The 26,272-nt window shown below is 46.8% G+C and carries 18 protein-coding genes; 3 read left to right on the top strand and 15 right to left on the bottom strand.

Features of this window, described 5'->3' with window-relative positions:
- Positions 1–6: 6 nt before the first annotated feature.
- From NSQ68_RS11270 to NSQ68_RS11250, 5 genes are read right to left on the bottom strand one after another with little or no spacing between them, the layout of a single operon-like run.
- On the bottom strand, positions 7–660 hold the full coding sequence (locus NSQ68_RS11270) for a beta-mannanase (RefSeq protein ID WP_342428843.1): 654 nt from the start codon (positions 658–660) through the stop codon (positions 7–9).
- Positions 661–678: 18 nt separating this feature from the next.
- Positions 679–1,968 (bottom strand): vWA domain-containing protein, encoded by a 1,290-nt coding sequence (locus NSQ68_RS11265; protein WP_342428842.1) that lies wholly within the window; start codon positions 1,966–1,968, stop codon positions 679–681.
- Positions 1,969–2,014: 46 nt separating this feature from the next.
- Positions 2,015–4,381 carry a transcription initiation factor TFIID gene (locus NSQ68_RS11260; RefSeq protein ID WP_342428841.1) on the bottom strand — a complete coding sequence of 789 codons (2,367 nt, stop codon included), beginning with the start codon at positions 4,379–4,381 and terminating at the stop codon, positions 2,015–2,017.
- Positions 4,382–4,384: 3 nt separating this feature from the next.
- Positions 4,385–7,774, bottom strand: a complete 3,390-nt coding sequence (locus tag NSQ68_RS11255; protein ID WP_165147240.1) for a tubulin-like doman-containing protein — start codon at positions 7,772–7,774, stop codon at positions 4,385–4,387.
- Between the two features lie 24 nt (positions 7,775–7,798).
- Positions 7,799–9,601, bottom strand: coding sequence for a vWA domain-containing protein (locus NSQ68_RS11250; RefSeq protein ID WP_165147243.1), 1,803 nt, complete (start codon positions 9,599–9,601; stop codon positions 7,799–7,801).
- A gap of 300 nt (positions 9,602–9,901) precedes the next feature.
- Between NSQ68_RS11250 and NSQ68_RS11245 the strand changes: the two genes are divergently transcribed.
- The gene (locus NSQ68_RS11245) at positions 9,902–10,054 is read left to right on the top strand and encodes a hypothetical protein (protein WP_165147246.1); all 153 of its coding nucleotides are present in this window, start codon (positions 9,902–9,904) and stop codon (positions 10,052–10,054) included.
- Positions 10,047–10,964 (top strand): hypothetical protein, encoded by a 918-nt coding sequence (locus tag NSQ68_RS11240; protein ID WP_165147249.1) that lies wholly within the window; start codon positions 10,047–10,049, stop codon positions 10,962–10,964. The genes NSQ68_RS11245 and NSQ68_RS11240 overlap by 8 nt, the downstream gene beginning before the upstream one ends.
- A gap of 144 nt (positions 10,965–11,108) precedes the next feature.
- Here NSQ68_RS11240 and NSQ68_RS11235 read toward each other — a convergent pair whose 3' ends face one another.
- The 3 genes from NSQ68_RS11235 to NSQ68_RS11225 form a co-directional block, all read right to left on the bottom strand.
- Positions 11,109–13,865, bottom strand: a complete 2,757-nt coding sequence (locus tag NSQ68_RS11235) for a PHB depolymerase family esterase (RefSeq protein WP_340932062.1) — start codon at positions 13,863–13,865, stop codon at positions 11,109–11,111.
- Between the two features lie 195 nt (positions 13,866–14,060).
- Positions 14,061–15,191, bottom strand: a complete 1,131-nt coding sequence (locus NSQ68_RS11230; protein WP_029519142.1) for a bifunctional cystathionine gamma-lyase/homocysteine desulfhydrase — start codon at positions 15,189–15,191, stop codon at positions 14,061–14,063.
- Between the two features lies 1 nt (position 15,192).
- Positions 15,193–16,116 carry a cysteine synthase family protein gene (locus NSQ68_RS11225; RefSeq protein ID WP_318626576.1) on the bottom strand — a complete coding sequence of 308 codons (924 nt, stop codon included), beginning with the start codon at positions 16,114–16,116 and terminating at the stop codon, positions 15,193–15,195.
- A gap of 256 nt (positions 16,117–16,372) precedes the next feature.
- On the opposite strand from NSQ68_RS11225, the gene NSQ68_RS11220 reads away from it, so the two are divergent.
- Complete coding sequence (locus NSQ68_RS11220) at positions 16,373–16,735, top strand: hypothetical protein (RefSeq protein ID WP_069010202.1); 363 nt, start codon at positions 16,373–16,375, stop codon at positions 16,733–16,735.
- A gap of 118 nt (positions 16,736–16,853) precedes the next feature.
- Here the strand turns inward: NSQ68_RS11220 and NSQ68_RS11215 are convergent, their stop codons facing one another.
- The 7 genes from NSQ68_RS11215 to NSQ68_RS11185 form a co-directional block, all read right to left on the bottom strand.
- Positions 16,854–17,153, bottom strand: coding sequence for a DUF6509 family protein (locus NSQ68_RS11215; protein ID WP_029519139.1), 300 nt, complete (start codon positions 17,151–17,153; stop codon positions 16,854–16,856).
- The gene (locus NSQ68_RS11210) at positions 17,147–19,114 is read right to left on the bottom strand and encodes an ATP-dependent DNA helicase (RefSeq protein ID WP_029519138.1); all 1,968 of its coding nucleotides are present in this window, start codon (positions 19,112–19,114) and stop codon (positions 17,147–17,149) included. Before NSQ68_RS11210 ends, NSQ68_RS11215 begins: the two co-directional genes overlap by 7 nt.
- Positions 19,115–19,472: 358 nt before the next feature.
- Positions 19,473–20,192 carry a hypothetical protein gene (locus NSQ68_RS11205; protein ID WP_029519137.1) on the bottom strand — a complete coding sequence of 240 codons (720 nt, stop codon included), beginning with the start codon at positions 20,190–20,192 and terminating at the stop codon, positions 19,473–19,475.
- Positions 20,193–20,268: 76 nt separating this feature from the next.
- Positions 20,269–20,763, bottom strand: coding sequence for an RDD family protein (locus NSQ68_RS11200; RefSeq protein WP_029519136.1), 495 nt, complete (start codon positions 20,761–20,763; stop codon positions 20,269–20,271).
- Between the two features lie 396 nt (positions 20,764–21,159).
- Positions 21,160–22,296 (bottom strand): glycoside hydrolase family 88 protein, encoded by a 1,137-nt coding sequence (locus tag NSQ68_RS11195; RefSeq protein ID WP_165147261.1) that lies wholly within the window; start codon positions 22,294–22,296, stop codon positions 21,160–21,162.
- Positions 22,297–22,352: 56 nt separating this feature from the next.
- Entirely contained in the window at positions 22,353–24,263 is a 1,911-nt protein-coding gene (locus tag NSQ68_RS11190; protein WP_165147264.1) for a glycosyl hydrolase, read from the bottom strand.
- Between the two features lie 28 nt (positions 24,264–24,291).
- Positions 24,292–26,196, bottom strand: a complete 1,905-nt coding sequence (locus tag NSQ68_RS11185; RefSeq protein ID WP_342428840.1) for a heparinase II/III family protein — start codon at positions 26,194–26,196, stop codon at positions 24,292–24,294.
- Between the last annotated feature and the right edge of the window lie 76 nt (positions 26,197–26,272).

The raw sequence follows: 26,272 nt of genomic DNA, 5'->3' as shown, positions 1-26,272 counted from the left end.
CTCCTTTCATTCAGGAACTAATTCATATACCGTGCCATATTTCTGGCCGTCCGTAAAAAACAGCCGCACATATTCATCTCCCCCCACTTCAACAGCGGGTAAAACATTCCGTCCCGCGGCAAAAGGTGCCGTGAACGGATACAAGGTTCCATCGTCCCGGTCTGCTGGATAGCCCCCGCGCTTCTTCACGTAGCAAAGCGCCTCCTGCGGGACAGGAACTTCGGCTGTCACCTGAATCTGGACGGTTTTGCGGCTGCGAAACCAGCTTTTTTTATGGTGAACCGCATATCTGATTTTAGCCCTCCCCGTGCTCAACTCCAGTTGGTTGGCTCCGTCTTGCTGACGGATCACGTAAGTTTCTCCATCCTCCCGAACAGCCGGATACACGGTATAGCGCACGCGTCCAATGCCTTCAATTCGGTCACGATAGCTGCCAGCAGCCTTATACTCCTCGCGTGTAAAAAGTTTTAGGCTTGAAAAAGGCGGTAAAACTTCACCTTCATTTTGCCCATTCACGCCTGCATCGGCTGATTGTTTCGCAATATATACCACAGCTGCGCCCTCAGGCCACTGCCAGCGTAACACAACCCGGTTGTCGTCAATTTTGTGGCTCAGCTCCGAAATAATAGGATCACCGGGCTGTGCTTCCCTATACTGCATAAATTCCAGCCTCCCGTTCTAAAATCCACTGCTGCGTCGATTGCGCGTCGGGGCTTCCGGTGCCCCTCTCCGGCGTCCTGACGGCGCACCCTGACTTCCTCCACCGGAAGATCGGCGAGTATTTTCCGCAATCGGCAGAACAAGCGAAAAGACAGCAATAAGGGCTGCCAGTATGAGCGCTGCCAACAAACGAATCATCAAGTCGCCTATAGGCGAGCCAGATAATCCCTTTTCCAAAATAAAACCAGCGAGCAAGCCTGCCGGAACTCCACCAATGGCGAAATTTCGTGCGAGAAAACGGTTATCGAACATCAGCCCAAGAGCCAATCCCAATAGAGCGCCGATAATGACCAGAGCCGTTACACGATAAATGGCAAAATACAGACTGTCGGCATACTCACCTGTCCGCTCCGTTACCAGTGTGCGATCACCGATTTTGTTATATATTTTACCGAACGCCTGAGTAAGTCCTTGGGCATTGGCTACATTAGAATAAGTTCCGCCTGTCAGGTTAGCAATATTTTGCAATAAGGCTATACCATTCGACTCTGCCAGTTTCAGCCCGATCGTATTAATCGGAATCTGGCGGGCGATATAAGGAGCCAATGCTGTCTGGGTATCCAGATCGCTAAAGCCATCAGAGAGCATAATAACGAGAGAACCTTTTTCTGCATTGCCTTGGGTTTCAATCTCCTTGATCGTCTCGTCCAAAGCAAGCCCGATCTCTGTACCGCCTGACATTATAGTCTGCATACTATCGATTTTGGAATAAACCGCTTGCTTCTCTGCATCTGTGCCAATGGGAGTAAATGGCTGAACCAACTGCGCAGCAGATTCAAATGAAACAACGGCTACCCGCTTGTCTCCTTCCATTTGACCAATCAGACTCTTGGCAGCCGTTAGGCGTTCATTATCAGGATCTGTTTGCTGCATACTCCCTGAATTATCAATCACAAGCACGAGGTCCTGTACGCTCTTGCGCCCTTCAGGGTTAACCTGATAGCCCAACTCCAATAGCAGACCTGCCACGAACAACATCACCAGCGTAGCAGGCACCAGTAACTTCCAGGATAACCCGGAGTAGCGCTGCCTCCATGAATGTCCATTTAACTGTGGCGAAATCAGTTCGCCAATCAGACAGCCTAGGCCAATGCACAGGGCCATGATGCCAAAATACAGCCCGATCACGATGATATGCGGCCAGTGCCCTATCAATTTGTGAAGAATAAGCTCTCCCAAGATGAAGCCTACTACAGCGCCCAGCAAGCCGAACAGTAATAGGAGAACGTTAAATTTACGCTGCTTCATAAGAATCGTTGCTTCCTTCCATCATTAAAGTAGGATGAATATGTGGCTACCGCAATTCCGGCAACCGGTCCACGTCGATTCCGTGAAACACGAAACCATTCGCAGTATATGTCTCATAATACGTTTTGCCGTTGCGGTAAACCATCAGATCCTCCAGATGAAAGCCGCCCATCAAATGCAGCTTTTCCACCCCACTGCTGCGACGCTCATGCACAAAACCCAGTTTGTAAATACGCGAAGTAATGTCCACATCCATCGCATAAGGAAGAAATTCGCCTTCGTAGTCACCAAAGAAGTATTTTTCTTCGTACCGATGCTCATGGGTATAGTCGAGCAGACGTACATTAATTCCGCCATGTTCCTCCAACGTTTGATACAGTTTTTTAAACAGCTCATCCTTCGGAACGACCAGCCGATTTTCATATGCAGCAGCTACATTCGCACGCCGCAATAATTCTTCTTCGAAGGTCTGATTAAATGGCTGTGAACTGAGAATCAAGGTGCGACAGGTCTGCGTAAGTCGATCCACCAATGCGGACAGACCCCCGTCCAGCAATCCGGATATGGGCCCTATATGCCGGGTATCAAAGAATATAGATTTTCCCCGCTTGCTTTCCAGCTCACGCATGACATCCTCTGTCACACGCTCGTAATACTCGAACAGGTTTTGACCTGTGTAACTGTCGGCCTGCCGAATACTGTCCGTTGCAGCTTGATGCAGTTCACGCTCCAGGCTGGCAAGCTGTACTGTAATATGCTTCGCTTGTGCATGCCATTTCTCCAGTGCCAGTTCATAGCGGCGAAGTAACTCCAAATCCGCTTGAATCCGCAGCATGTGCAGCTTGTGCCCGTAAACTGTCTCGGTCAGGTAACGGATCAAGCTGCGCACATTATGCTTATCCATGAGTGGTAGTCGTTGAAAAGGCTGGTCCTCCACCCGCCCGTTATACAGGGTATCCAGTTCAGCGGCACTAATCTGCAAGTCATTGGACGTGTCCCGAATCAGCCCCCGAATAGCCGTAAGCACATTCCCTGTTTTATTTTCATCCGTCCAGTCTGTCAACTCGAATAATCCGATTTCAGGATATTCCTTGGCAGCTGCATTCACAGCCAACTGCAGACCTGATTCCGCCTGAAAATCTCCCAACCGTTTGTGCACAATCCGTTCACAATTATCACGGAAAAAGGCTTCGCAGCCCTGACCAAACAAGGCCTCCTCCGCCTCACGTAATGTCATTCGCTTCAACGAGCCGTAGCTGGCTCCGCTGGTCATCAGTGCACTCATGTCCGTGATCGCTTCATTACCAGGAACTAGATCATTTCGCGTGCGACCGCGCTCAGCAGCATCTAAACCAAAATAATTCAGCTTATCGCGTATGTCCCACTCCTGCTCTGTTCTCATACGCTCTAACAGCTTCACATAAAAGTGATACAGCACCGTAAGTGCGATTGACTGGTTAGGGCGGTTGACTCGGGAAAATCCAGCCGACACATAACCCTGCCGCCCGGATTCCGTCATGATGTTGTTTTTAAACGATGTATTGTTGTATCCCCCATCCTGTGACCGATAGGAATCTCCTGCCTGATAACGGTTTTTAAGAAGCTGAATGTGGCAAATGATGTCACAGCTTTCTCGCAGACTATTCGGCACCGTTACGCCGCGTTCGTTCTTGTCGGACAGCACATAGACGAGATCGAACAACGGCGATGGAGCATGGGATACCGGAATGGTCAATTTGTCCTCGGTCATATGAAGCGGTGCCGTAAACGTATACTCCGGACTCTGGATATAGTCCAGCTCTCGCATGAAAGCAACGGACGTTGCACTACTGTAGCCAAATTGGGCAGTCTGATCGCTTTCATTCACCAACACATACAGATCCATTTGTACCGATTTAAAAGACTGTGCAAAAATATACTCCGCCAACAGCGTAACTTCAGGGATTAATACGTTCATGGGGTCATCCGCTGTCGTCAAGATCGACAAATGGACACGCTCGAACGAAGAATACAACCGACCGTAATCTGCCAGATGTCCACTAGCCCGGCGCAACGCGGTGTTAAGCTCAATTAGCTGCGATTCATGTGTATAAAAGGCTTGGTGTAAGTCACGGCGTATCGTTTGGTGGCCACTTTCCTCCGGTACCGCTATCGTATGAACAATAGCATCCACCGAACGATCTACAGCCGCATGTTCTTCCTGCGAGCGAATCTGAATATATGTTACTCCCGTGCTGTTATCCCACTTGGTTCGGTTGATATCTGCAATGGTGTTCATCACCGGGTTCATACGATCCCCGATAAAAAGAAACACAGACGGGAAATGGATGCTACTGCGTCCATCCCCGCTTCCGATTAATTGGTCCTCTGCGGCTGCATAGTCAGCCGCATAACGTAACAGCTGCTCTCTCATACTTTATTTCAACTTTCTGCGGATGTCGTTTAATTTTCCAGCCATTTGAGCATAGAATGCATAAAGTTCCGCTCCGTTAGCCAGCTCCACCTTTTCATATTCCAATTGATTGCGGGCCTCTGTGTAAGTTGCAGCCAGTTCATCCAGCTTTGCCAGCAATGGTGTAATATCCTCAGATGAAGTCAATACAACATCACGGCGATCCGCCTTGCGCATTAGAGCTGCAAATTTCTTTTCCTCTAAACCACGGAAGTTTGTAAACACTTCAAACTCCACATAATTGCGGCTCTTCATGACGTTCGCAAACGGCTCCCAAGCCTCTTCCTCTTCGTCACGATCATAGACGTACAAAGCACCTTTTTTCGTAATCGTGTCTGTATAGAGTGCCTGAATGAACTGATCCAGCCATTTTTCTTCATCCTGATATTTACCCAGCAAAGCTTCCAGTTCAGCGGCTTTTGCTTCAATTTGTGTATACTTCACCAGTTCTTCACGAACCACCTGTGTTAACTCTGGTGAACGGATCAGGTTTTCCTTCGCCATCTCTTCATTGATGCTGCCAAAGATGTCCTTGCTTCCGGCCTGCTCCAGCCCTTCAGCCAGCAGACGTTTCAACTCAGACCATGCTCTTTTCACCTCACCCAAATTCGGCTTGGATTCCTGCAAACGCATATCGTAGCCTGCCAGCATCGCATTCAGATCTAGCGCATGTGAACGGATTACAGTGAAGCGGCTGCTCGTATTCTGATCGACATCCTTTTCTCGAATCACGCCAAGTGACTTGGCACGGTCAAAATCATTACGAATGCGTGCATTGTATGCTTGCACACGCGAATTGACGTAAGTTTCGCCCCATGACTTTTCAGGAATCGGCGACGGCAGATTAGTCCAGTTGTTCTGGCCTGTTTGCACCAGATGGCGGCCAATACCTTCGCGGTCAAGAATCGTTTTTTCATAGCTTTCTTCATACACTTTGAGCGGCGTATATACAAACAGAGGAACACCATTACGCGTATTGAGCCAGAAAATCCGGTTACGAACTTCACTTTCTTTAATAGTAAAGTGTGATTTTCCAATTGCATTATTTTGATAATTGCGAACGCCTTTTAGGATATTAGGCGACTGTACAGGTACCGAAACGAATCCCCAAGACGGGAAGTACAAGTTGCCAGAGCTATTGCTCAGATGGAACACAGGTACAGCTTCCTCATCCAGTTTGCTCGCAATGTAGCGCTCCACAAATTTTTCAATGGCTTCATCTTGCCCGTATTTCATGACGAGGAAATCCTCCATGGAACGGGTAATGAGATCACCGAACTTATCAGTCAAGAAATTGGAGATTGAGCTGATGATGTCCATATCCTGATCCTTCACCCATTGATCTGAATTTTCGAGTAATTCTTGGGCAAAATCACGAATCAAATCGTCACCGTTGCGGTTATCCAGCAGCTTGGTCACAACTTCAGAAATATCCGGTACACTTACCAGATTCCAATAGTACGTTTTGTTACCTTTGTGATCGGACTGTTCCTCGCCGTTAATCAGCAGATCACCATTCTTCTCGAATATTGCGCTCAATGCGTTCAAAATTTCAGTAAATACATTATAAATGCGGTTATTTTCCTTATTCAACAGGTCATACAGGTCTTCATAAAATTCAATGAGCTGCTCTGTACGTTCCACATCAGCACGCAGCCAATATTCATTAATTTTCGCTTCAATGTACGCATTTTTCTTTTTATCCTTGGATACAAACGCGCTCTTGGCATCGCCCAACTTTTCGTTCGCCTGCTCACGCGCCCATTCAATGTCCGTCGGAATACGGTGCAGTGATTCACGCAACGTCTCCACATATGAAAGCAGCATTTTCAGCAAGCTAAATCCTTTTTCAGTATAAATCATGCGGGATACATAAAACGGTCCTTGCTCAGGATGCAGAAACATCCGGCGAATTTGATCCGTAAACTGTCCTGTAATTTCACCAGGAAGCTGCTTCTTCGCTTTGATATACTCTTCGCGGGCACGCGTCAGGAACGTTTGCTCCAGCTCGGTGTCCATATTGACAACTTGCATTTTAACGACATTGCTATAACTTAACCGTTCACTGTTTTCAAAGCCCGGAAGCGGCTCAGGTACACGGGATTCAAAGTTTTTGATCATGCTATCCAGATCCACTCCCAGCTTGCGGGCAAACTTCTCTACATCCTCTTGATTTGGCGATTGCTCGAACATTTTGGACATTTTGCCAAACATTCGATAAGCCAGATACGTCGTCATTTCCTCCATTGGCAGCACCGCCGAGGAAGCCCCGATAATATTGTAATCGTAGTTTGCTGGATACGCCTTATTCATTTGTGCGATGTTGGTACGGATATTGCTGATATAGTCATGAATGGCAAATTCTTCGCCGGATTGTTTTTCCTCACTCGCCATAAAGTTGGTGATGTTTTCGGCGGTGACATTCATACAGTAATCATAAGCATTTTCCAACAGCTTGCCTTCCGTATTCGTGGCCGAAATGAGATGGCACAGATTAAACGGCGGAAGCGGCGAGTTCACGGTCAAAATATTTCCGTACTGCTGCTTAAAGCGTTCACCACGGCTGTCTACATTCATCCAGTAGTCCAGCTCTTTCAGTGCAGCATAGCCGTTCTTTTTAATATATTCACGTGTATGCTCACTCAGGCTTTTGTTCGCCAAATTGATATCCGGTGTAAACAGATACCCTAATGTATTTACACGGTCTACACCTGCAGAGCCATAATCGCGCTCAATAATTCCTCGGACGATATATGAGATATCGAGGAAAGTACCGCTTCCTGTACCGCCGGACAAACCGGACAGCAGGAACACCATAAGCTTCTTATTGGTGCCCTCAGACAAGGTTTTGATTTTTTTGTCAATGCTTTGAACGACCTGATTAATTTTGGTGAACAGCAGTAATCGTCCTGCCTGACGTACCCCTGCCGCCCCGTTCATACCATCGGTAATGCTCAGCTCTGGAGACAGCCAATCGGTAATGTACGGCTCTAGAATGCTACGGTTTTGCAGCAATCCGCCGATTTCCGCATTGGACAGCAATACAAACTCATTGATGGGGTCCAAACCAATCCCCTTGTATTTTTTGTTGCGGTCTTGTTCATTCGTTTCAAAAGCGAGAAATTCCACATTGTCCGGTTTATCGCTCTTTTTCTTGGAGATCGGATCTGCTGGAAGCTTGAATCTGCGGTTAATTTGATATTTCAAGCGGAGAAGGGCATCAATTCCCGTACCTCCGAGTCCGATAATTAAAATAGGATTATCAATAGTATCCACTCTGATCTTATCGCTTACGATCCCCCCGCCGAGTGATACGTCTAATTGTTGGATATGCTCTCTAACTACTGGTTTCATAGATATGACCTCCTAAGGGTTCGTTTAGCTGTTTACTGAAATAAATTCCAGCAAAATGGTTTTGTCCACACTGGCTAACGGGATAGTCAGACGATCACCGTTTTTGAGTTCAAGACCGTTGCCTGTGTCTACAGCCCGCCCGGATTTTTCAATCGTAATCTCGGAGGTACTGCGCACAATGATACGATCCTGATTGGCTGGTGTGAACACAACCTTGTCGGTTCCAGCAAATTCCGGTGCCAGTTGCAGCAACTGGTGCAGATTAAATTTGCCCCGGAAGGTGTTCAGCTTCTTGTACTGCGGATACGTTTTTTCGCCAGTGTTCTCATCCCGGATTTCCAGTACGATTTGACCGACAAAGCCACGGTTGGCCTTTTTCATAGCCTTCCAGATGAAATATGCGGCAACCAGCAGAACGAGCAGTCCCAGCCCTAAAAGAATGAGTGGCATTAGCTTGGACTTTTCAGCAGGTGTTGTTGGCTGAGTCGTGCCCGTATTTGTACCGCTCGTCGCCCCTGCTTTAGCACTAATGGTTACAGGCTGTGTTTCACGGTAGAAGCTCTTCTCCTCTGCTCTAACGGTTAGTTCGTAGTCATGCTCATCTGGAATCGTATAGGAACCGGTAAAAGAATCCCCTGCGTTGGTTAACGGCACCTCATTCGTTGTACCGGAATCCAGATCCTTGACCTTCAGAACAGCATTCATATTCGCATACAATTCCTGATCCTGAAGATGCTGGCTATTGCTCGTCAGGTAGGAACGAATTTGAACTGCATCGCCTTTTTTGTATGATTTGGCGGGCGGTGCGTCCATTTTCAGCTCCAGATCATAGTTAAATACCAGATTAATATCAATCTGATCCTGCTGGACTCCCTTGACTTGGAGCTTCCAGTCACCAGCCGCAGGCTTGAGCAGTTTAATCAGTGAGTAGCTTTTGGACTTGGACAGCAGCACATCGCTCGAAGGAATCGGCTTGCTGTTGCCCGACGGGTCTATCAGTCTCGCATCCACCGGTTTCGAGGACATGATCGAAATGTTAGCCTCCAGCACACTATCGTTCGGTACGGTTACCGTTACGTCCTGATAGTCGCCGTTTGCCGTAATGGACTGCAAAGGCACCACTTTCAACTTCAAATTGCTGGCGAAAATTTCACTCAGAATGTTCGGCAGGTCATCCGCTGAGCTTGTAATAAAGGACTTGCCGCCCGTTTGCTGCGCTATGTCGGCAAGCTTGTTTTTATTCAGCTTCCCATCTGCATTCAAGCCGATGGTGTAGATCGGAACGCCGCTATTTTTAGCCTCGGCTACAGCCTGTGCCATATCCTGATCGGATTGGCTTTCGGTTCTACCTGTCGTCTTATTAAAATCGTTGTTACCGTCGGCCAGCATGACGAGCATAGGCGCATGTCCAGCTGTTTTACCATCTTGCAAAATGCGGATTGCTTCCTTGACACCCACGGAGGTGTCAGTATACGCCCCCCGGTTCAGTCCGTCAATAAACGTCTTCAGTTCCTGCTTATCCGCTTCGGATGTAATATTAAGCAAGGCTTTCTCACGCTGTACGACATCCGTATACGCTACAATCCCGACCTTGTCATTTTGCGTCGACAGCATATCAATGAACATTTTCATGGCTTCATTGCCAATTTTCCCAGGATCACTGGTGTTCATTGAATTACTTACATCGACGACCAGCACCGCATCCACCTTAGAAGCAGAGGGTGAAGCGGCATTCGCCATCTGTGGCTGCCATGCCAAAATCGAGGTCATGATCATTGTACATATGATTCCGATGACCAAAAACCATTTTCTGTCTCTACTAAACATCGCTTGTACCCCTTTGCCGGTTAATTCTCATTCTAAATTACAGTTGTACTCCCCTACTATTAAATTATAATGAGTTTTACATGAGCGCCAGCTGAAAATACTGCCCGAATGGTCTGAATCCAACCCAAAAGCCTGTTATACCGCGAGATTTTACCAATATCCTGCAGTAATGATATAATTATACCCCAACAAGGGCAATCGGGCACCAGCCTTCTCCTTTATACGACAAAAATAACAATAGCGAAACCCGCCCATGTAAAATATTGAACTAAAAATCCAAGTAGAAAGAGGAAATACACTATGATCTCATACGGATGTCTGGCGATTATGTTTCTTTTTGTCGCCATCAAATCACTAATTTACTATATACATAAAAAACGCGCCCCGTCGATTACACAAATCGACACCGAGCTTCTAGCGCTGCTGAACCGGAGAAGTGAGCACAATGAATAGTTCCAAACAAGCTGTACAATTTCGCCCATTTACCCGCACAGAGTACGCCTTCCAAAAGCTAAGAGTCTGCAAGCGTTGTGGACAATTTACCGCCCTTTGGGAAGAAGAGTGCACATCATGTGGTCGGGATACACTAGTTCCTGTAGAGCAATATGCCAGACTCAGAGCCAAACGTTATTTTCGTAAAGACCTTGCCGTTAGTGTCATATTGCTGGCTGCTACTGTCTTTTTCGGCCACTCGCCGCAACAAATGCTTCTGTGCGGTATCGTCGGTGCGCTTCTTCTGCTGCCCTTGGTGCTTCTACAGCGGGGTATTTATCCTTATGAACAGCGTAGGCAGCTTATACGTCTGTTCAGAGGTCGTATAGGGCAGATCCAGGAAGGACTAAACGTTAATCATAAAAACGCGGTTGCCCTGCGGCAGCTCAGTGAGCGTGTCTCCTATGAAATGCTGCGTGAGATGGCTGTACTCCTTCACAATGATCGGATAAGGCTCCAGCAGGTCGCTCTGCTGCAATCTTTTGTTCTCCGCAAAGACATGGAATTAACGCTTGATCCTCTCCTGATCAAGAGCTTTGAGCCGCTTATGGTCAGATATATCGGAGAGATTGCCAGACTCAATCGTGAGCTGATCAAGGACCGGACATTCCGATACGTAGTCTTTTATGAGCGCCGCATTCTGGAATTGGCAGGGGGCGAAGATATTCTCGTCCGCGTAGCCAGTGCAGCTGTCCGTAAAAAGCGCTACGTAGTCACCCATGCCGCTTTCATTTCCAGATATGTGCGCAAACTGCCAAAGGAACGAGTTCAGCGTTTATATCATATCATTCAAGAGAATCCGTTAGAACCCTTTGGAGATTTGGCCGATGAAGTAAAGATCATGTACCTGATGGAGCAATATAAAAGCTAAGCTGCCATAATGCCCTTCTTTATATGACGTCATCCCGATCACAAATCACTGCAATGAACCAGCAAAAAACCGTCAGGATCGCCAATGTGCCTCCAGACGGTTTTTTAAATTATGGATTATTATAACATTGTTACTTTTTATTGGCTATTGGCCTTGCAGTTTTTGCTGCGTATGTCTAATAGAAGTAAAGTTAAAAGCACGCACTCCCTGGCTATCATACACAATAATCTCTTTATTCAAATACGGGTGTAGACCATTAAAGTATCCGGGCATAATCAGTCTGCGCATAAATAGGTTTTTACCCAGCATACGGGGAGAATTGGTCGCTACGACAAGCATTTGCTGGGTTGCAGACCATGGGCTAGGTTGAATATATGACAGACAATACTCGCCTGCCGTAAAATCGCCGCCCAATGTATAACCTTCCTCCGTACATGTAATTTGCAGATCGGCTTGGTGCTTGTGAAGCAGCTCATGTCTGGACAAGCCCGAAGTGACACAAATCACGTTGCTATCAGCCAGTGCTTCCTCCGTAATATCAGTGGAAGACACCACCGGATAATGAACACCGATATACGGATTCCAAGTCGCTGTTCGTGGACTAGCCAAGGCGTTCGCCGTCCGTCTCACCGCCTGTTCTTCCTCCGGTGTAGCGTAGCTGGACGGAAGGACAATGTGAAGACGATCCATATAAACATCAAGCACACCCATACCATGGCTCAAAACGTTTCTTCCCACGCTTTTCGAATCCACAATTTTCTTTTTGGCATCCGATTCTTTTGTAAAGCATCCACTGCTTTCTTCCTCCCGTTCGGCAATCAAACGGTATTCAGGGGAGGGACGTTTATGTGACTGTGTCTTAACAAAGCGAAAGCGACTGTATTCCCGCAAATCCAACACGAAAATACGGGCTCCGATACGAACTTGAGCCAATTCCAAGGGCATGACCTCTTGAGAAAGATGAATGATAAATTCTTCGGCGTGAACTGCCTCGATATCCAACTCACCTGTGGCACTCATTTCACCGTACAACTCGGCATATTCCTCATTTACATCCATTCGCGTCAGTTCCAGCCAGTAAGCCCGGTTATGTCTGCCCCGTTCCGTCCGGTAGGCAATACGCTGAGGTACGACATCTCTTTTCCATTGCATAAGCCAGCCCAGTACACCGTCCAGAAGTCTCAGCTCATGCGTGTCCCAGTGATTAGAATGACGTTCTACGACACCTTTAAAATGATCAGATGGAAGCGCTGTTACAGGGGCTGTAAATGCTTGTGCAAATAAGTAATCCTGATCTCCACATACATTCAATATTGGCATATTCAACAGATTTATCAGATGCTTGGGATGTGGCGCTCCAGAGATAACCGCAATAGCCGCAAAACGAGAAGGATAAGCCTGTGCCATCGCCCAAGCAGCGTATGCACCGTTCGAATAACCCGTCAGATAGACCCGATCTTCGTCCACTCGATACGCTTGCAGTATGACATCCAGCCCCTCCAAAAAAGCAGCTTCTCCAATATAACTGCCCAACGTTACACCACGGCACGAAAAAGTAACGAATATAGCTTCCTCTTCCCAGCCTCGCCCAAAACCTCGATTCTGAAAATCCGGCAAACCCAGCTCATATCGCTTGCCTGGCATCAGAACGATCAGAGGATACTGTCGGTCAGCCGAATAGCTTCTGGGAAGCTGAATGGTATAGCGTTGCAAACTATTGTCCAAACGGGAGACAAAAAATCCTTCCCCAATTCCGTCATTACACAAAAAGATGTGTTCTTCTTGAAGTAAGGATGGGGAATGTGACTGCTCGGTATGTCCATTTGTGAAGATCTGTTTTAATAGCTTGATATATTCACGCACAATCCGGTAATCCCAGATTTCAAAAGGATCTTCCGGCAAATCCGTTAACCTTTTTAATTCTTCAAGCAGGCCCTCTATTTGTATTTTCTGCGCAGAATGAAGAATATCTATAGCGCGGGCTTGAATGTATTGGTCATACTCTTTCTGCAAGCCCTCCACGACGACTGACAAAGGCCGCACAAGTACCGAATACACAAAATGATGCTCCACAGCCTCATGATCCCGATATGTAACAGTGAAGTGCAGCATTCCCGTATTCCTGGCCTTTTCCTCATCCCAGTCATAGCTTTGCTCCTGCTCCCAATGTGCTGGAAAGCGATCCAGCTTCATGCCCTCATCATCCGTTACCTCGACCCATAACGTTTGATCTAAGGGAAGATCTATCCGATCCTTACGCAGTAAATAAAATAAGATCGGGCTGTCTTCGCCCTCCCTGCCAGCACTTTCTTCAACCTCTAGCCATGCCATATGAAAACGTATATTACGCTCTACAAATTCTCGATGCAGTTCTGTCACATCTGATTCGTCGCATACCTGATTTCCACTGATACGAATAGAGCGGGCCTCCTCGGGAATAAACGCAGCAATGATAACTACCGTGTGATCGCCTTCCTCCAGATACAAGCGAAAAGGACCGGATTCCGCATATACCAGTGTGCCATCTATCCATATTTGTCCCGTTCCTTCAAAGGGTCTGAAAATCACTTCCTGTGCAGCCATACAACGAAGATTTGAAACCAGCAAAAGCCTTTCTTGTTCGGCCAAAGGCGGAAAAACACCTAGATTCAGCTCCGCAGTCCGAGGGTCCAGCTCGGTCAATAATCGGCACGCTGCCTTTCCTCCGGCTGAAAGCTCTACTCCTTCTTCACCACAAGCCTTTTCCAAATTCCAATCCTCATGGGCAAAATAACTTGACCATTCCCTGCCCACACCGCAATTTTCCGGAAGCTCGACTGGACCGACTGCATAAGCAGACGCCAGACGTACCGGATGATCCGACAGCACAGTAGTTGCTTTTTCCAGATGTGTGAACCTCATAACATTCCCCCTCCAGGTTTTTGTTTCCTCAGAGACGTAGTCGCGGTTATATTCCGTTTAACATTCAATTGAACTATATAAAACTATTCGTTATTACCTCTACGTACTCCTCTGTGCTTTTCAAAAAAGAAGCTATTCTCACAATAAAAAAAGAGGCAGCTTCTGCCACCTCTCTTGAACATTACACTTATTTTCTTACAATGCTGCCTGCAAGTCTTCAATCAAATCTTCCAGATCTTCAATCCCAACCGAAATCCTCACCAAACCTTCGGTAATGCCTAACTCTGCACGACGTTCTACCGGAATAGAGGCGTGCGTCATACGTGCAGGAACGCTAATCAAACTTTCAACCGCTCCCAAGCTTTCAGCCAGTGTAAAATATTTCACCTTTTTCAGAAGTGCAACCGCGTTAGCGTCGCTACCTACATCAAAGGAAATGATGCCGCCAAAGCCTTGAGCCTGGATTTTGGACAGTTCGTGCTGCGCATGGCTTTCCAGTCCAGGATAATACACTTTTCTAACCTTCGGATGTTTTTCCAAAAAGGCTGCAATTTCCTTCGCATTTTGCTCAATCGCTTCCATACGCAGACCCAATGTTTTAATACCGCGGATCAATAACCAAGAATCCTGCGGGCCGAGAATAGCACCAATGGCGTTTTGCAGAAAATGGAGTTGTTCTCCCAGCTCGTCGCTGTTCACAACAGCCAGACCAGCTACAACATCGCTGTGGCCGCCCAAATATTTGGTAGCAGAGTGAATGACAATATCAGCCCCGAGTGTAATTGGCGTCTGCCAATAAGGGGTAGCAAATGTGTTGTCGACGATCAGTAAAAGATCATGTTTTTTTACAAGCTCCGAAACAGCGCGGATATCAGTAACTTTCAAAAGCGGGTTCGTTGGCGTTTCGACATACAATGCCTTCGTATTCGGACGAATTGCTTTGGAGATAGCTTCCAGGTCAGTCGTATCCACAAATGTGGACTCAATTCCGATACGGCTGAGCACTTTGCTTACAATGCGATAGGTGCCTCCGTATACATCATCGGTCAGCAAAATATGATCCCCTGCATTAAACAGTGAAAATACCGCATGAATTGCAGCCATACCCGAACCGAAAGCAAAACCACGCTTTCCTTCCTCCAGATCCTTGATCAGCTCCTCCAAAGCAAACCGGGTCGGATTGCCTGTACGCGAATACTCGTATCCCTTATGGACGCCAATTTCCTCTTGCTCATAAGTGCTTACCTGATAAATAGGAACGTTAACCGCGCCTGTATGGGGATCGGTAGGAAGCCCGCCGTGAATCAGTTTTGTTTTGCGTTTCATTTTATATCCCGCCTTCATATATTTTTTTACTCAGATAACGTTCGCTGCTATCCGGGAAAATGGTAACAATATGTGCACCATCCGGTGCATTTTCTGCTTCCAGTAAAGCGGCATGTAAAGCAGACCCTGAAGAACTGCCAACGAGAAGACCCTCACGTGCAGCCAGTTCCTTGACACGGCCAAAAGCATCGACATCACTAATGGTATGGATGGCATTAAAATATCCTTTATCCACAAATTCAGGAATTAATTCCATGCCAATTCCTTCCGTTTTATGTGGACCTGACTCGCCGCCATTCAAAATGGACCCTTCCGGCTCCACGATGACTGTTTTAAGGGCTGCATTTTGTTCCTTAAGATAACGCGAGGTTCCCATAAACGTTCCCCCCGAGCCTGCACCTGCCACAAATACGTCCACTTTGCCGTCCAGATCGTTCCATATTTCAGGTCCCATTGTCGTATAGTATGCCTCGGGATTATCCGGATTACTGAATTGCTGCGGCAAGTATGCATCTTTTATTTCAGCAGCCAATTCTTTTGTTTTTTCGATAGCTCCTTTCATCCCCTTACTCGTCGGGGTATGAACGATGCGTGCTCCCAATGCCTTCATCAGGTCCTGTTTCTCTTGGCTGAACTTCTCAGGCACAGCAAAAATAACCGAGATATTATAATGAAGTGCTGCCATCGCAAGACCAATACCTGCGTTGCCTGCTGTTGCTTCAATTAATGTCCCACCTGGCTTCAGCTGACCTGTTTTTAATGCTTTTTCAATAAGAGCCTTACCCACCCGATCCTTTACGCTGCCGCCGGGATTCATAAACTCCAGCTTCGCAAACAGGCGAATTCCTCTCGGTAGAGAATAGCTGTTCAGCTCCACTAATGGCGTACGTCCGATGAGTTCAAGGGTATTTTGATATACATTCATAATTTCAAGCTCCTTTTAATGGCGAATCCAAAATAAACCAATGGTCAAAAATTAACGCCTACTGTCGGAGAAGTTCGCTATCATCTCCAAGAAAACATAGTAATGCGGTAAGTATTGATGCAATAAGATTTTATGTGTATTTGAAGCTTTTGTCAAATGGACCAGTCACAATACCCACACCCCCTGCCTGCTTGCTCGATAGGATAGAGAAGATGTCACAAAATATTTCCCGTGCAACATAAGGAGGAGTTCATATATGGGAAAGCAATTTCTAAAGATAGCTGCCGTATATTTTGCCCTCAGTGTGCTGCTTAGTGCCATTATTGGCGTGTCGGGTGATTACAGTCTGTCCAATATTCAGTCTAATATCTATTTATTAGGTTGGACAACGCTTGGAATCATAGGTCTGATCTATGTGGCCTTTCCCGCACTTTCAGTTACTATTCTGGCACATATCCATTTTTGGATGCATAATATCGGTCTGCCCGTGTTGATATTGGCGCTTATAGGTCAAAATTATAAGGTTCCAGAGACTGAAGTTTGGATCGTCATAGGGTGGGTGTTACTCGCAGGGGGGATTATGCTGTTTATGGTGAATGTGTGGGACAGACTGCGCTAGAGCAGATAAGTTCTCTTCATTTGACCATAAAAAAAAGGAGCCTGATCATGTCAGGACTCCTTGATATCTTCATCATATGTTAGCTATATACCAGCTGTACTAGCTAAGTGTCTTACTGTTACTTCACTATTTCATCCTGTACATGTTCTTTACAGAAGTTCTCAACAGCTTGCAGCTCATCCTCTTCAAGTTCAAGATCAATGTAATGATTCGTTACTTTTTCAATTAATTCATACTTCAGCAGTCCTGTCTTTTCTTCGTCTACTAAATAAAGACAACGGATATACAGTCCGTTTTCAGTGTATAGCTCGTCGTCCTCCTCTACCTCTACATCAATGATAAATTCATAACGCTGTCCAGTCAAAATACCAAAAGCATCTTTAATCTGATCTACGGTGTACGCTGTAAAGTTCAACATGTTTTTATTCCCTCCGGGTTTCCTTCAATTACGGTGCATTCTACGCCTGCAGGCAGTAGTTGTTCAACTTGTATACGTACTTCTTGACGACTCAAATCCTGGCCCATGATGGATATCCAGCCCCGATCATTGCGCGAACGAATTAAACGCCCTATGCCTTGTCTGAGTCTAAGTGCCATGTGAGGCATATCTATCTGAATAAACGGATCTGCTGCATCCTTGCGCAGAGCCGTAAAAACCGGATCATTCGGAGGAAATGGCAGTGACCAGATAATAACGTGCGACAGAGAAGGTCCAGGAATATCCAATCCTTCCCATAATGTGACAGCGCACAACACACTTTCCTCATCATTCTGAAAAGCTGAGATCAGATGGCTGATTTCAGCCGAACCTTCGTACAGAAAACGATAGGCAGACGCCTCCGGGTAAGCAACGAGACCCGTCTGGAATGCAGCCAATTCCTCCTGTGAAGGAAACAGGATAAGCGCTCTTCCCTGCGATTTCTCCAGCAGTGCCAGCGCTCTCTGGATTGGATCATCCCCCGCTTGCAACGGGTACAGTGCAGCTTGCATCTGATCGCTGTAGTCATAAGGTGAAGCAACAGAGAACGTTAGCGGATTTTCAATACCGAGACTCTGCGCCATATAGTCAAAAGAGCTTTCTACGGAAAGCGTAGCTGAAGAGAATACGATCGGTATATGCTGCGCAAATACTCGCTCTTTGAGAATCTCTTTTACCATCTTCGGCATAACCACAAGCGTTAATCCATCCTGATCCTCCATCACCCACGAAATGAGAAGTTCAGGACGCTTAAACAAAGCCAACGCGGTTTGAATCATTTCCAAATGTTCTTCCACAATTTTGACTTGATACTCATCCAAAGAGAATAGTCCGCTTTCAAATACAAGCTCTTCCTCGATCATGCCGATCAGTTCTCCAAAGCGGTTTACCTCTCGAGTCAGTGACTCATTCAGGATGAACTCCTTGCGATTAGAACCCTGGACAGGCTGACTGTTCTTATCTAGTGCAGCGAACAAAGCCTCACTTTGGGAGATTGCATCTTCAATCGTCATTGCCAGAGATTCTCGCACTTCTCCCTCCAGCAGTCGGGTAATTATAGACTCAAACTGAGCGTGCTTAAGCTTGTAAGTAAGCGCATTTTGTGCCGCTGTCTCCAGTAAATGCCCTTCGTCAAAAACAACAGAGCTGTGCTCCGGCAGCAACGGCAACTGACCCTCGCGCTTTCTCGCTTCGTAGGTCCATACATGCTCCATATAAAAATCATGAGAGCAGATGACCAGATCTGCCGCTTTGCGATAATGATCACGAGACAACGTCTGACCACAACGATGCCGCTGATGGCAAACGAGACAGTCTTGAAATACATCCCATCCGAGTCTGCTCCATTGTCCATCTGTTAGCTCAGGATATTCCTTTCGGTTCCCGTAAGGAGTGAAGGACTGTAACGTATCTGGAAAATGAACAAAATCCGGTAGATCCTGATAGATATCACGGAAAACATCTGCGTCCTCATCCAGTCCGCTTCGCACCTCATCCAGCTTATTCAGGCAAATATACTGATCTGGCGACTTCCCCAATCTGGCATCAATCGTCAGACTCAAATGCTGTGCCAGCTTGGCGATATCCCCTTCCGGCTTTACCAATTGTTCAATTAACGATTCATCTGCACAGGCGATAATCGCCGGTTTTCTCATGTATCGGGCATATGCAATAGCGTACAGCAGGTATACCAGCGTTTTACCAGTACCCACACCTGCTTCTGCAAAAATGGTCTTTTTTTCCTTATAGGCACGTTCTAGCTGGAATGCCATATAAATTTGTTCATCCCGAACCTCAAAGCCGACTTCAGGCAAAACTTCATAAAATACATCCGCAATCCAGTCACTTGCCTGCTCAATAAACGGCTTGGACGGATCAAAGGCAAAAGGGTAAGTAGTCAATCGGGCTGTGCCTCCAATTCGTTCATAATGTGCATCCTTTCATTATAACGCAAAACAAGCTAAAAAGAACATGAAAACTGTAAGAGCAGCTTATATTTTTTTTATGTCGGTATAAGATTCCCTTTAAAATAAAGGGGCATACTTTCGTCTCGGTGAGATGCTACGTTATATTAATATTTCATAAAGAAAGCTACATAGACATCTACGATGGAAATTTTTTGAGAAATGTCTGTTTCTTCCGTAATAGTAAATGAAGAAAATTATCATGACAAAATAAAAGAAACCAGCTAATGTATTACAAGCATTAGCTGGTTTCTTGTTGATTGATGAATATGCATTAAGCAGAAGCTCGTTCTCCTTAACTCATGTTTAAGATTCGCCAATTAGATCCAATTTTCCCCACGCTTATTAATACATGGTTTTGTTCTTCTCCATCTATATAAAGCTTAACTTCAAGCACCCTTATTTCTTGTATATTCATAGTCTGCTCTATAACATTTTTGTTCTTTTCACTATGACTCGATATTATTTGAGGCTTAGAGTACGTGCTACTCACCTTCATTTCCTTGATTTTCTTTAGGTCCATAGCAGCATTCGCTTCTCCCATAACGATACGTTTGCCCACCATATCCGGATTTGAGTTTAGGAACAGTAACATATAAAATTTCTCCCAATACTGTTCATATTCGATAAAGCTTTTTAAAAAGTTATGGCTTTCAAAGGAAGGAATGGGAGCACCTGCTTGAAGCTCATAGGTATGGAGCAAATTGAAATGATTATCTACTGTATTCGCACGATACTTTTCCACAATAGGAAAACATTTTAACGCACTGTCGAAGTTATGATCATTTACAGCTTCAAAAAAGGCTTCTACCACCAATTCGGGCGTGGAAAATTGCGCCTCAGTGGGTTGTGGCAGATCTGCCTGCAAGTTCTCCAAATAAGTGCTTCCAGGCTGCTCTTTTCTAGCATCTTCAGAGCTGATCTCTCCAGAATGTCCTTTATTCGTACAACCCGCAACCACTACGAACAGCAGCAGGACTACAACTGAACAAAATATCCATTTTCGTTGTCGCATGAATTCATGTTCCCCCATTATTTTGAAAATCAAAGACTACTAAGCTTTCCTTAATAATCGGTGATCTCCTCCGTACTTACAGAAAAGACGATTGCTGATTGTATCGCTGCAACTCTTTTTTATGTACAACAAAGGTATTGGTACAAAGATCGTGGACTCCCTGTTTCTTCGCAGTAAAAGCGACCACAATATATATAAGACGTAAAATCACAAAAGAAACGGCTTTAATCCAATAACGTCCTGAGGCATGCAAGAATCCAAGACGCTTTCCTTCCTTGTCTACAACAATTAAAGAGAACACAAGCTTACCCGGTGTTGCTCTTACCTTCGATGATTCCCATAACACACAGTAAAGCCATGGTACTACGAGCCATAAGATCAGCGGCCAAACCATAAGCAGCACTTGTATGAAACCCGTCTCCTTTATACCCAGAAGATCTGGGATAATGTTAATTGCTCCCCCTACTAAAAGGACTATGCCAGTAAGGATGATCAAATCAATCAAAAACGCGGCTGTTCTTATCCAGAATCCTCCGTACATCCGTCTTTCAGTATCACTTGTTCCTGTCATGATATGTATAACTCCTTTTGAAACGATATTTAAAATCCAGTTTATTCCTTTACACAAGATGATATCATACGGTTACCTACCTATATTGTCAATTTACGAATAAAACTCTTAAACAAGTAAAAGGACCTATTTCCATGCATTAAAATGAAAATTTTTAGGAATTAAGATCTTATATACAATGATTTTTCTTTGATTGGGTACAAAATAAGCGCAGCTACAATCTCTTCCCCCTCTATAAGTAGTACTTTGGCATCGAATTAAATAAAGTCTTTTTTTGTGCATAAAAAAACAGCGTATATGTAAATGAGATTACATACACGCTGCCTCACTATTACTCTGTGGATTTGACAAGCAACAGCTCAGCTCGAATGAGCTTGTTCCGGATCATCTTACTCACTATATTTTTTTGCATTCAACACTAAACAAACCTTCTTCACCACGCAGCTTTGCCAATGCCTCGACAAAGAAATAATCGCCATAGATAATGGGAACGTTGATGTATTTTTGCTCAGGATAATGTACAGTCCCATTCATCAGCAATCCCTCATGCTCCTCGCCCCACGCCGTACACGTATGATGCAAGCCCTTGAGTATAGATTCTGCAGCTTCTGTAAAATGCTCCGCACGTGTCGAATATTTTGCCAGCTCTAGCAAACCACTGGCTGCAATCGCCGCAGCCGATGAATCCCATGCCCCTCGGTGCTCTTCTTCTGCTCTAAAATCCCACACAGGCAGGCAAGCATCGCCCAGTTGGGACAGGAAAAAATCAGCCGTGTTCTCGGCCACCTTCAAATAACGCGAATCGCGCGTGTACCCATACGAAAGCGTAAAACCATACAATGCCCAAGCCGTGCCACGTGCCCAGGCAGAACCGGGAGCAAATCCCTGTCCACCATGCTCGGCGACCTTTTTTCCAATCTCCGGATCGAATTCGACCACATGTGCGATAGAACCGTCCGAGCGGACAAATTCACGTGCTACGGTATCTGCATGCTGCATAGCGAGAGCGGCAAAACGCGGATCTCCGCTTTCCTCCGAAGCCCAATAAAGCAAGGGTAGATTCATCATACTATCTATAATCGCAATGCCCCGTGTATCCATGTCCTTCGAGGGGAAGTTCCATGCGCGAATAAAACGGCCATTCACGTTAAAACGGGCAGCCAGCAGATTGGCAGCCAACACCCCGCGTCTTCTGGACTCTAAATCTCCGGTCAGCCGATGGGCGGCTACACCGCTGAGCAGCCAAATAAAGCCAAGATCATGGTCTACAGCTTCGCTATTATAGAGTATTTTTTCCAAACGACCCTCGCACCGCTGTGCAATCCCGGCAGCCACACTGTCAGGACGCGCCCGATTGGTCAGCCACAGTAGCCCCGGATAAAAGCCTGCTGTCCACCACGCTTCTTCACGATTATCATAACGTCCACCCTCAGCAACATGTGGAAAAGCGTCCCCCAGTCTTGCCGCTAAGGCAAGGGTCTTATCCAAAGCCAGCTCCCACGATTGTTCCAGCCACGCTTCTGCTTTCGTCATTTCTTTTCCCTCTCCTTTTTCCACATGTTAAACCATATTCATGGCTCCAGCTCTAACTATTCAGGTAACCGAATGATAAAGGAAATGCGGTTGCCTTCATATTCCAGACGCGCTCCCTTAAGTAAACCATTCCGACAGGCTACTGAAGCTAATTCTTCCGGCCATACCACGTTCGTTCCATCCGTCGTCGGGATGACTTCAAGGCTTGCACCTGCGTATTCTACTCGAATGCTTTCCGTTTCTTTCCCGGCTGACATGACATGATGAATAACGCTGCGCTCTCGACCGTCATACGCCATTAAGGGAATAAGTGCCCCTACATTCTGAATATTACCTTGAAGCTCATATGTCACTTCAATTTTGCCGGGTACCTGCCGATAATGCGTTCGGATTTCCCTCACTCCCGGGAAGGGGCCTTCCCACAGGAGTGTAAAATTCGTTGCTCCGTCAAACACTGAGCTTTGTTCCATCTGTACGGTTCCTCCACCATCCTGCGGGTCAATCCCTCCATCCCGATCGAACTCCAACGTACCGGGAATACCTTCCGACAAACTGTGCCACTTTCCGTCCTCCGTTTGCCAGGCCGGGGTATAGCTCAGCGGGAAAATATCTCCCTCCGCGAAGCCTGTAAAGCCGCGGTCTGCATGACCTGCTGAGGACGGACCGATCAGCGACGGCAGCGCAGACTGCTGAATACGCACGATGCCCGGAACATTATACGGGTCGTTGACCGATGTTTGCACAAGCATTTGCTGCCCCTCTACGGCTGCAATGACAGTCTGGAACCAGCCATCCGTTGCCAACACCCGGCTGCCGATTTCCGCCGGGACGAAGGTTGGAGAAATGCGATCCATCTCCTCCCCATATAGAAGGGTGTGGGCCAGCACAGCCGCCGTCCACAGACTGTAGCAGGTATGATTCGAGTACACCTCAAAGCCATGCCGTGCCTCGGACGAATAATGGTTGCGGACGATGTGCAGCTTGCCGTCATCGGTCTGCCAACGGCTAATCGCTTGCCAGCATAAATCTGCTGCCCGTCGGAACGCACCTGCAAGCCCATGCTCTCCTGCCGTAATAGCCTGCTGAGCATGTGTTGTAAAGACAAAGGCAGCAGCCGCTTCGTTCCACTGATGCTGCGCGCTTCTTCCACGCGGCGGAATTTCCCCGTGCGGGGATAGCGCCAGTAATGTGCTGAGCGCCCCCCTGCGAAGGTGGTCACGCAGTTCGAGTGCGCAGCTGCCATCATATCCATTCTCCAGCATCACGCCCAGATGGAAGCGTGTAACGATATCGTAGGCAAATGGGCTATTGGGCCGATCCAGCGGTCCATCCTGATACAGGCCCAAACCGGTAAAACGAGGCAAATGGTAGCTTCGGATATACTTCTCCATCCATTCCGAATCGGCTGCAATTCCTTCCGCTGCACGCAAAAACTCGCCGGAAATCATAATTGCATTCCAGTTGATCATCCGGTTCGGGTTTTTCATTTTGCTCATCGTAAAAATGTAGGTCTGCTCCGGCTGAATTCTGCTCAGTTGTTGCTTCCATGCCGTGGCTTGTTCTGGCAGCAAATTTTTAAGGAGCCGATACGCTCCCATCATCATAATTGGAAAAAAGTCTGGGTGGTGATCGGGCGCTTTTTCCTCCACTACACAAGCTATGCTATGCGTCAAGGCCGCAGCAGCAGATTCCAGTAAATCATGCCGGCCTTCTTTGACCAATACCGCCGCAGCGAACGCATAGGACGGGGTGGAGTAGTACCGTTCACTTTCAGAATGGAGGTCAATGATAGCTCCAGATTCATCCTGATGCAGGGCATATGCGCGAACCAGCTTTTCCAGCACGGCCAGCTTATGTTGGTGAGTCCATCCGTCATTCACTTGGTTCGGTGCGCTTTCCACCTGTTCTATAAATCTCTCCAGTTCCGTCTGCCAAGGGTACGCGCTGCCTGTCTGCAGCTTATTCATCCTGTCTGCCTCCCATTCAAAATGAAAATTAATGTATGGTAAAAAACAGATTGCAATCTACGCTTGCAGAACCGTTCCAGTGATTGGAGCCCAGCTGCAGCGATGTTTTATAAAACACAAAGGGAACTCCGTCATGATCTATGTGCTTCACAGCCTCCACCCCCGCCCGCAGCACGCTGGCATCATAATCTAGCCTGACGACCGCGCTCGTTCCCTTCCATTCCACGAAGTTTGCTCCCAGATTAGGCTGAATGCGGCTGATGAAAAGCTCCTCCACATCCCATGACTTCATGCTAACGCCAGACGTTTCAAACTCAAAATGATCTGTGACGGTAAGCCTTGCTCCCTTGCTTCCCTCCAGCACAGTCCATGTGAAGGAGCGGGTGAAGACTGCCAATTCTTCTACGGGATAAGCAGATGTCAAATCAAGCTTAAGTCTTGTGCCTGGCTGTACCTCCTCCTGCTCATCCAAAGCAATATCCAGTACAACCGCCTTTGCCTTTGCGCCCGATTGCTGCATAGTCCCATTGATGACAGGCACGGAGTGACCTCCGGAGGAGATATTGATAATCGACTCTCTTCCCGGTGAAAAATAGGCCTTCGTGTATAAGCCTGCTCCCAGATCACACAATAGATTTTCGCCACCACCATGAAGGATGAAGTGTCCAAGATCGTTATGATTGTGCGGTTCATTGTTATGCCCAGCCTTCGCTGAAAATGCAAGCATGATACCTGATTCACCCTTTTGGCTTCCATATCCACTATGGCTGGAACTGCGGCTGCGGCACATCAGACAACCAAGTTGCGGCAAATAATTGGCAACGGTCTCACCGCTCCCAAATGCCAAAGGATTCGTCCAGACCAGATTACGCAATACATGAGCCCAGCGGCGACAGGGGTCTTCCAACAGACCAGGTACGCAGAAAGGGAGTGTAGATGGTCGTTCTTGCAATGAATTCAAATGAGAGATGAGTCCGGAAGGCAAACGTTCCGTTTCACTACTGTCCGAATAATTAGCAAAAATGCCATCCGACAGATGAACCCGCTCTGCAAAGGCTGCGATTTGCCTAATCTTTTCCGAGTTCAGAATATCCACTGCTCCTTCGGTAAACTCACGCAGCATATCGGCAAAATAAATGAAATAACCAAAGCCGTACACCCAGTATCCTACGCCTTCGGGGCATCCCCCGTCCTCACTGTAGCCTGCCAAAAAACAATCCAGTGCGCCCAGCATGCTCTCGATGGCTACCGCTCTGGAAAAGTCATCTTCTACCAGCAGCAATGCTGCAATTCCACAACCCGAAGCACATACTGCCGACCAGTTATGATCTGCGGTTTCCCATCCAAAATGACGAGGCTGCCAAAAAACGGGTTCCAGTACACGACGTTCGATCTCTTCGTGCACCTGAGCGACCACATGGCTAGCCAGTTGTTCTCCTAGCAGCAATAAAATTTCAACCAGCATTTGTGCTGTTTCGGACGTGAATAAATCCACCTGCTGCCAAGGCGGTGTTACTGTGTCCTCTTCATTGACATGTGCAGGAAGCGCCCAGGTGTACTCGCTGCATATGTCCAGCAGACCGCTTTCCACCGCTTTTATCTTTCGAGGCTCCGGCTTGACAACCGCTTCCAGCACTATAGCAACCAGTCGTCCACGCCGTCCAAAGTACACATCCTCATACGGTTTGCGCTCCCCTGTATTCGCAAATTCCCGAAACAGAGACAACGGCAGTTCAGGCCATGATGTTTCCCGATTATCTTTACAGGCACGCTCAATATCCTTCCAAAACTCGGCGTATATCGGCTCAGAGACAGTCGTCCGCAGCCTTTTTGTCCAATTACTCCTTAACCGTTGCCTTGCTGAATCCTGCATAGTACCAGCCAGCGCCTTAACGAGCCGCGAAGCAGGCCAAGCCTCCCTCAGAAGACTCATTTGCCTTTCCTCCCCATGAGAAGCATTCGTTTCACCCTCTTTTTTGTTAACGCTTTCATTGTATCTAACAATCATC

Source organism: Paenibacillus sp. FSL L8-0158 (assembly GCF_038592965.1).
In the GTDB taxonomy this organism is placed as follows: Bacteria; Bacillota; Bacilli; order Paenibacillales; family Paenibacillaceae; genus Paenibacillus; species Paenibacillus polymyxa_D.
This window is presented reverse-complemented; position numbering and strand designations above follow the sequence as displayed.

What these genes read in the sequence shown, in the direction of transcription:
- NSQ68_RS11270 (WP_342428843.1), bottom strand. Translation starts at nt 660, where the DNA reads ATGCAGTATAGGGAAGCACAGCCCGGTGATCCTATTATTTCGGAGCTG.
- NSQ68_RS11265 (WP_342428842.1), bottom strand. Translation starts at nt 1,968, where the DNA reads ATGAAGCAGCGTAAATTTAACGTTCTCCTATTACTGTTCGGCTTGCTG.
- NSQ68_RS11260 (WP_342428841.1), bottom strand. Translation starts at nt 4,381, where the DNA reads ATGAGAGAGCAGCTGTTACGTTATGCGGCTGACTATGCAGCCGCAGAG.
- NSQ68_RS11255 (WP_165147240.1), bottom strand. Translation starts at nt 7,774, where the DNA reads ATGAAACCAGTAGTTAGAGAGCATATCCAACAATTAGACGTATCACTC.
- NSQ68_RS11250 (WP_165147243.1), bottom strand. Translation starts at nt 9,601, where the DNA reads ATGTTTAGTAGAGACAGAAAATGGTTTTTGGTCATCGGAATCATATGT.
- NSQ68_RS11245 (WP_165147246.1), top strand. Translation starts at nt 9,902, where the DNA reads ATGATCTCATACGGATGTCTGGCGATTATGTTTCTTTTTGTCGCCATC.
- NSQ68_RS11240 (WP_165147249.1), top strand. Translation starts at nt 10,047, where the DNA reads ATGAATAGTTCCAAACAAGCTGTACAATTTCGCCCATTTACCCGCACA.
- NSQ68_RS11235 (WP_340932062.1), bottom strand. Translation starts at nt 13,865, where the DNA reads ATGAGGTTCACACATCTGGAAAAAGCAACTACTGTGCTGTCGGATCAT.
- NSQ68_RS11230 (WP_029519142.1), bottom strand. Translation starts at nt 15,191, where the DNA reads ATGAAACGCAAAACAAAACTGATTCACGGCGGGCTTCCTACCGATCCC.
- NSQ68_RS11225 (WP_318626576.1), bottom strand. Translation starts at nt 16,116, where the DNA reads ATGAATGTATATCAAAATACCCTTGAACTCATCGGACGTACGCCATTA.
- NSQ68_RS11220 (WP_069010202.1), top strand. Translation starts at nt 16,373, where the DNA reads ATGGGAAAGCAATTTCTAAAGATAGCTGCCGTATATTTTGCCCTCAGT.
- NSQ68_RS11215 (WP_029519139.1), bottom strand. Translation starts at nt 17,153, where the DNA reads ATGTTGAACTTTACAGCGTACACCGTAGATCAGATTAAAGATGCTTTT.
- NSQ68_RS11205 (WP_029519137.1), bottom strand. Translation starts at nt 20,192, where the DNA reads ATGCGACAACGAAAATGGATATTTTGTTCAGTTGTAGTCCTGCTGCTG.
- NSQ68_RS11200 (WP_029519136.1), bottom strand. Translation starts at nt 20,763, where the DNA reads ATGACAGGAACAAGTGATACTGAAAGACGGATGTACGGAGGATTCTGG.
- NSQ68_RS11195 (WP_165147261.1), bottom strand. Translation starts at nt 22,296, where the DNA reads ATGACGAAAGCAGAAGCGTGGCTGGAACAATCGTGGGAGCTGGCTTTG.
- NSQ68_RS11190 (WP_165147264.1), bottom strand. Translation starts at nt 24,263, where the DNA reads ATGAATAAGCTGCAGACAGGCAGCGCGTACCCTTGGCAGACGGAACTG.
- NSQ68_RS11185 (WP_342428840.1), bottom strand. Translation starts at nt 26,196, where the DNA reads ATGAGTCTTCTGAGGGAGGCTTGGCCTGCTTCGCGGCTCGTTAAGGCG.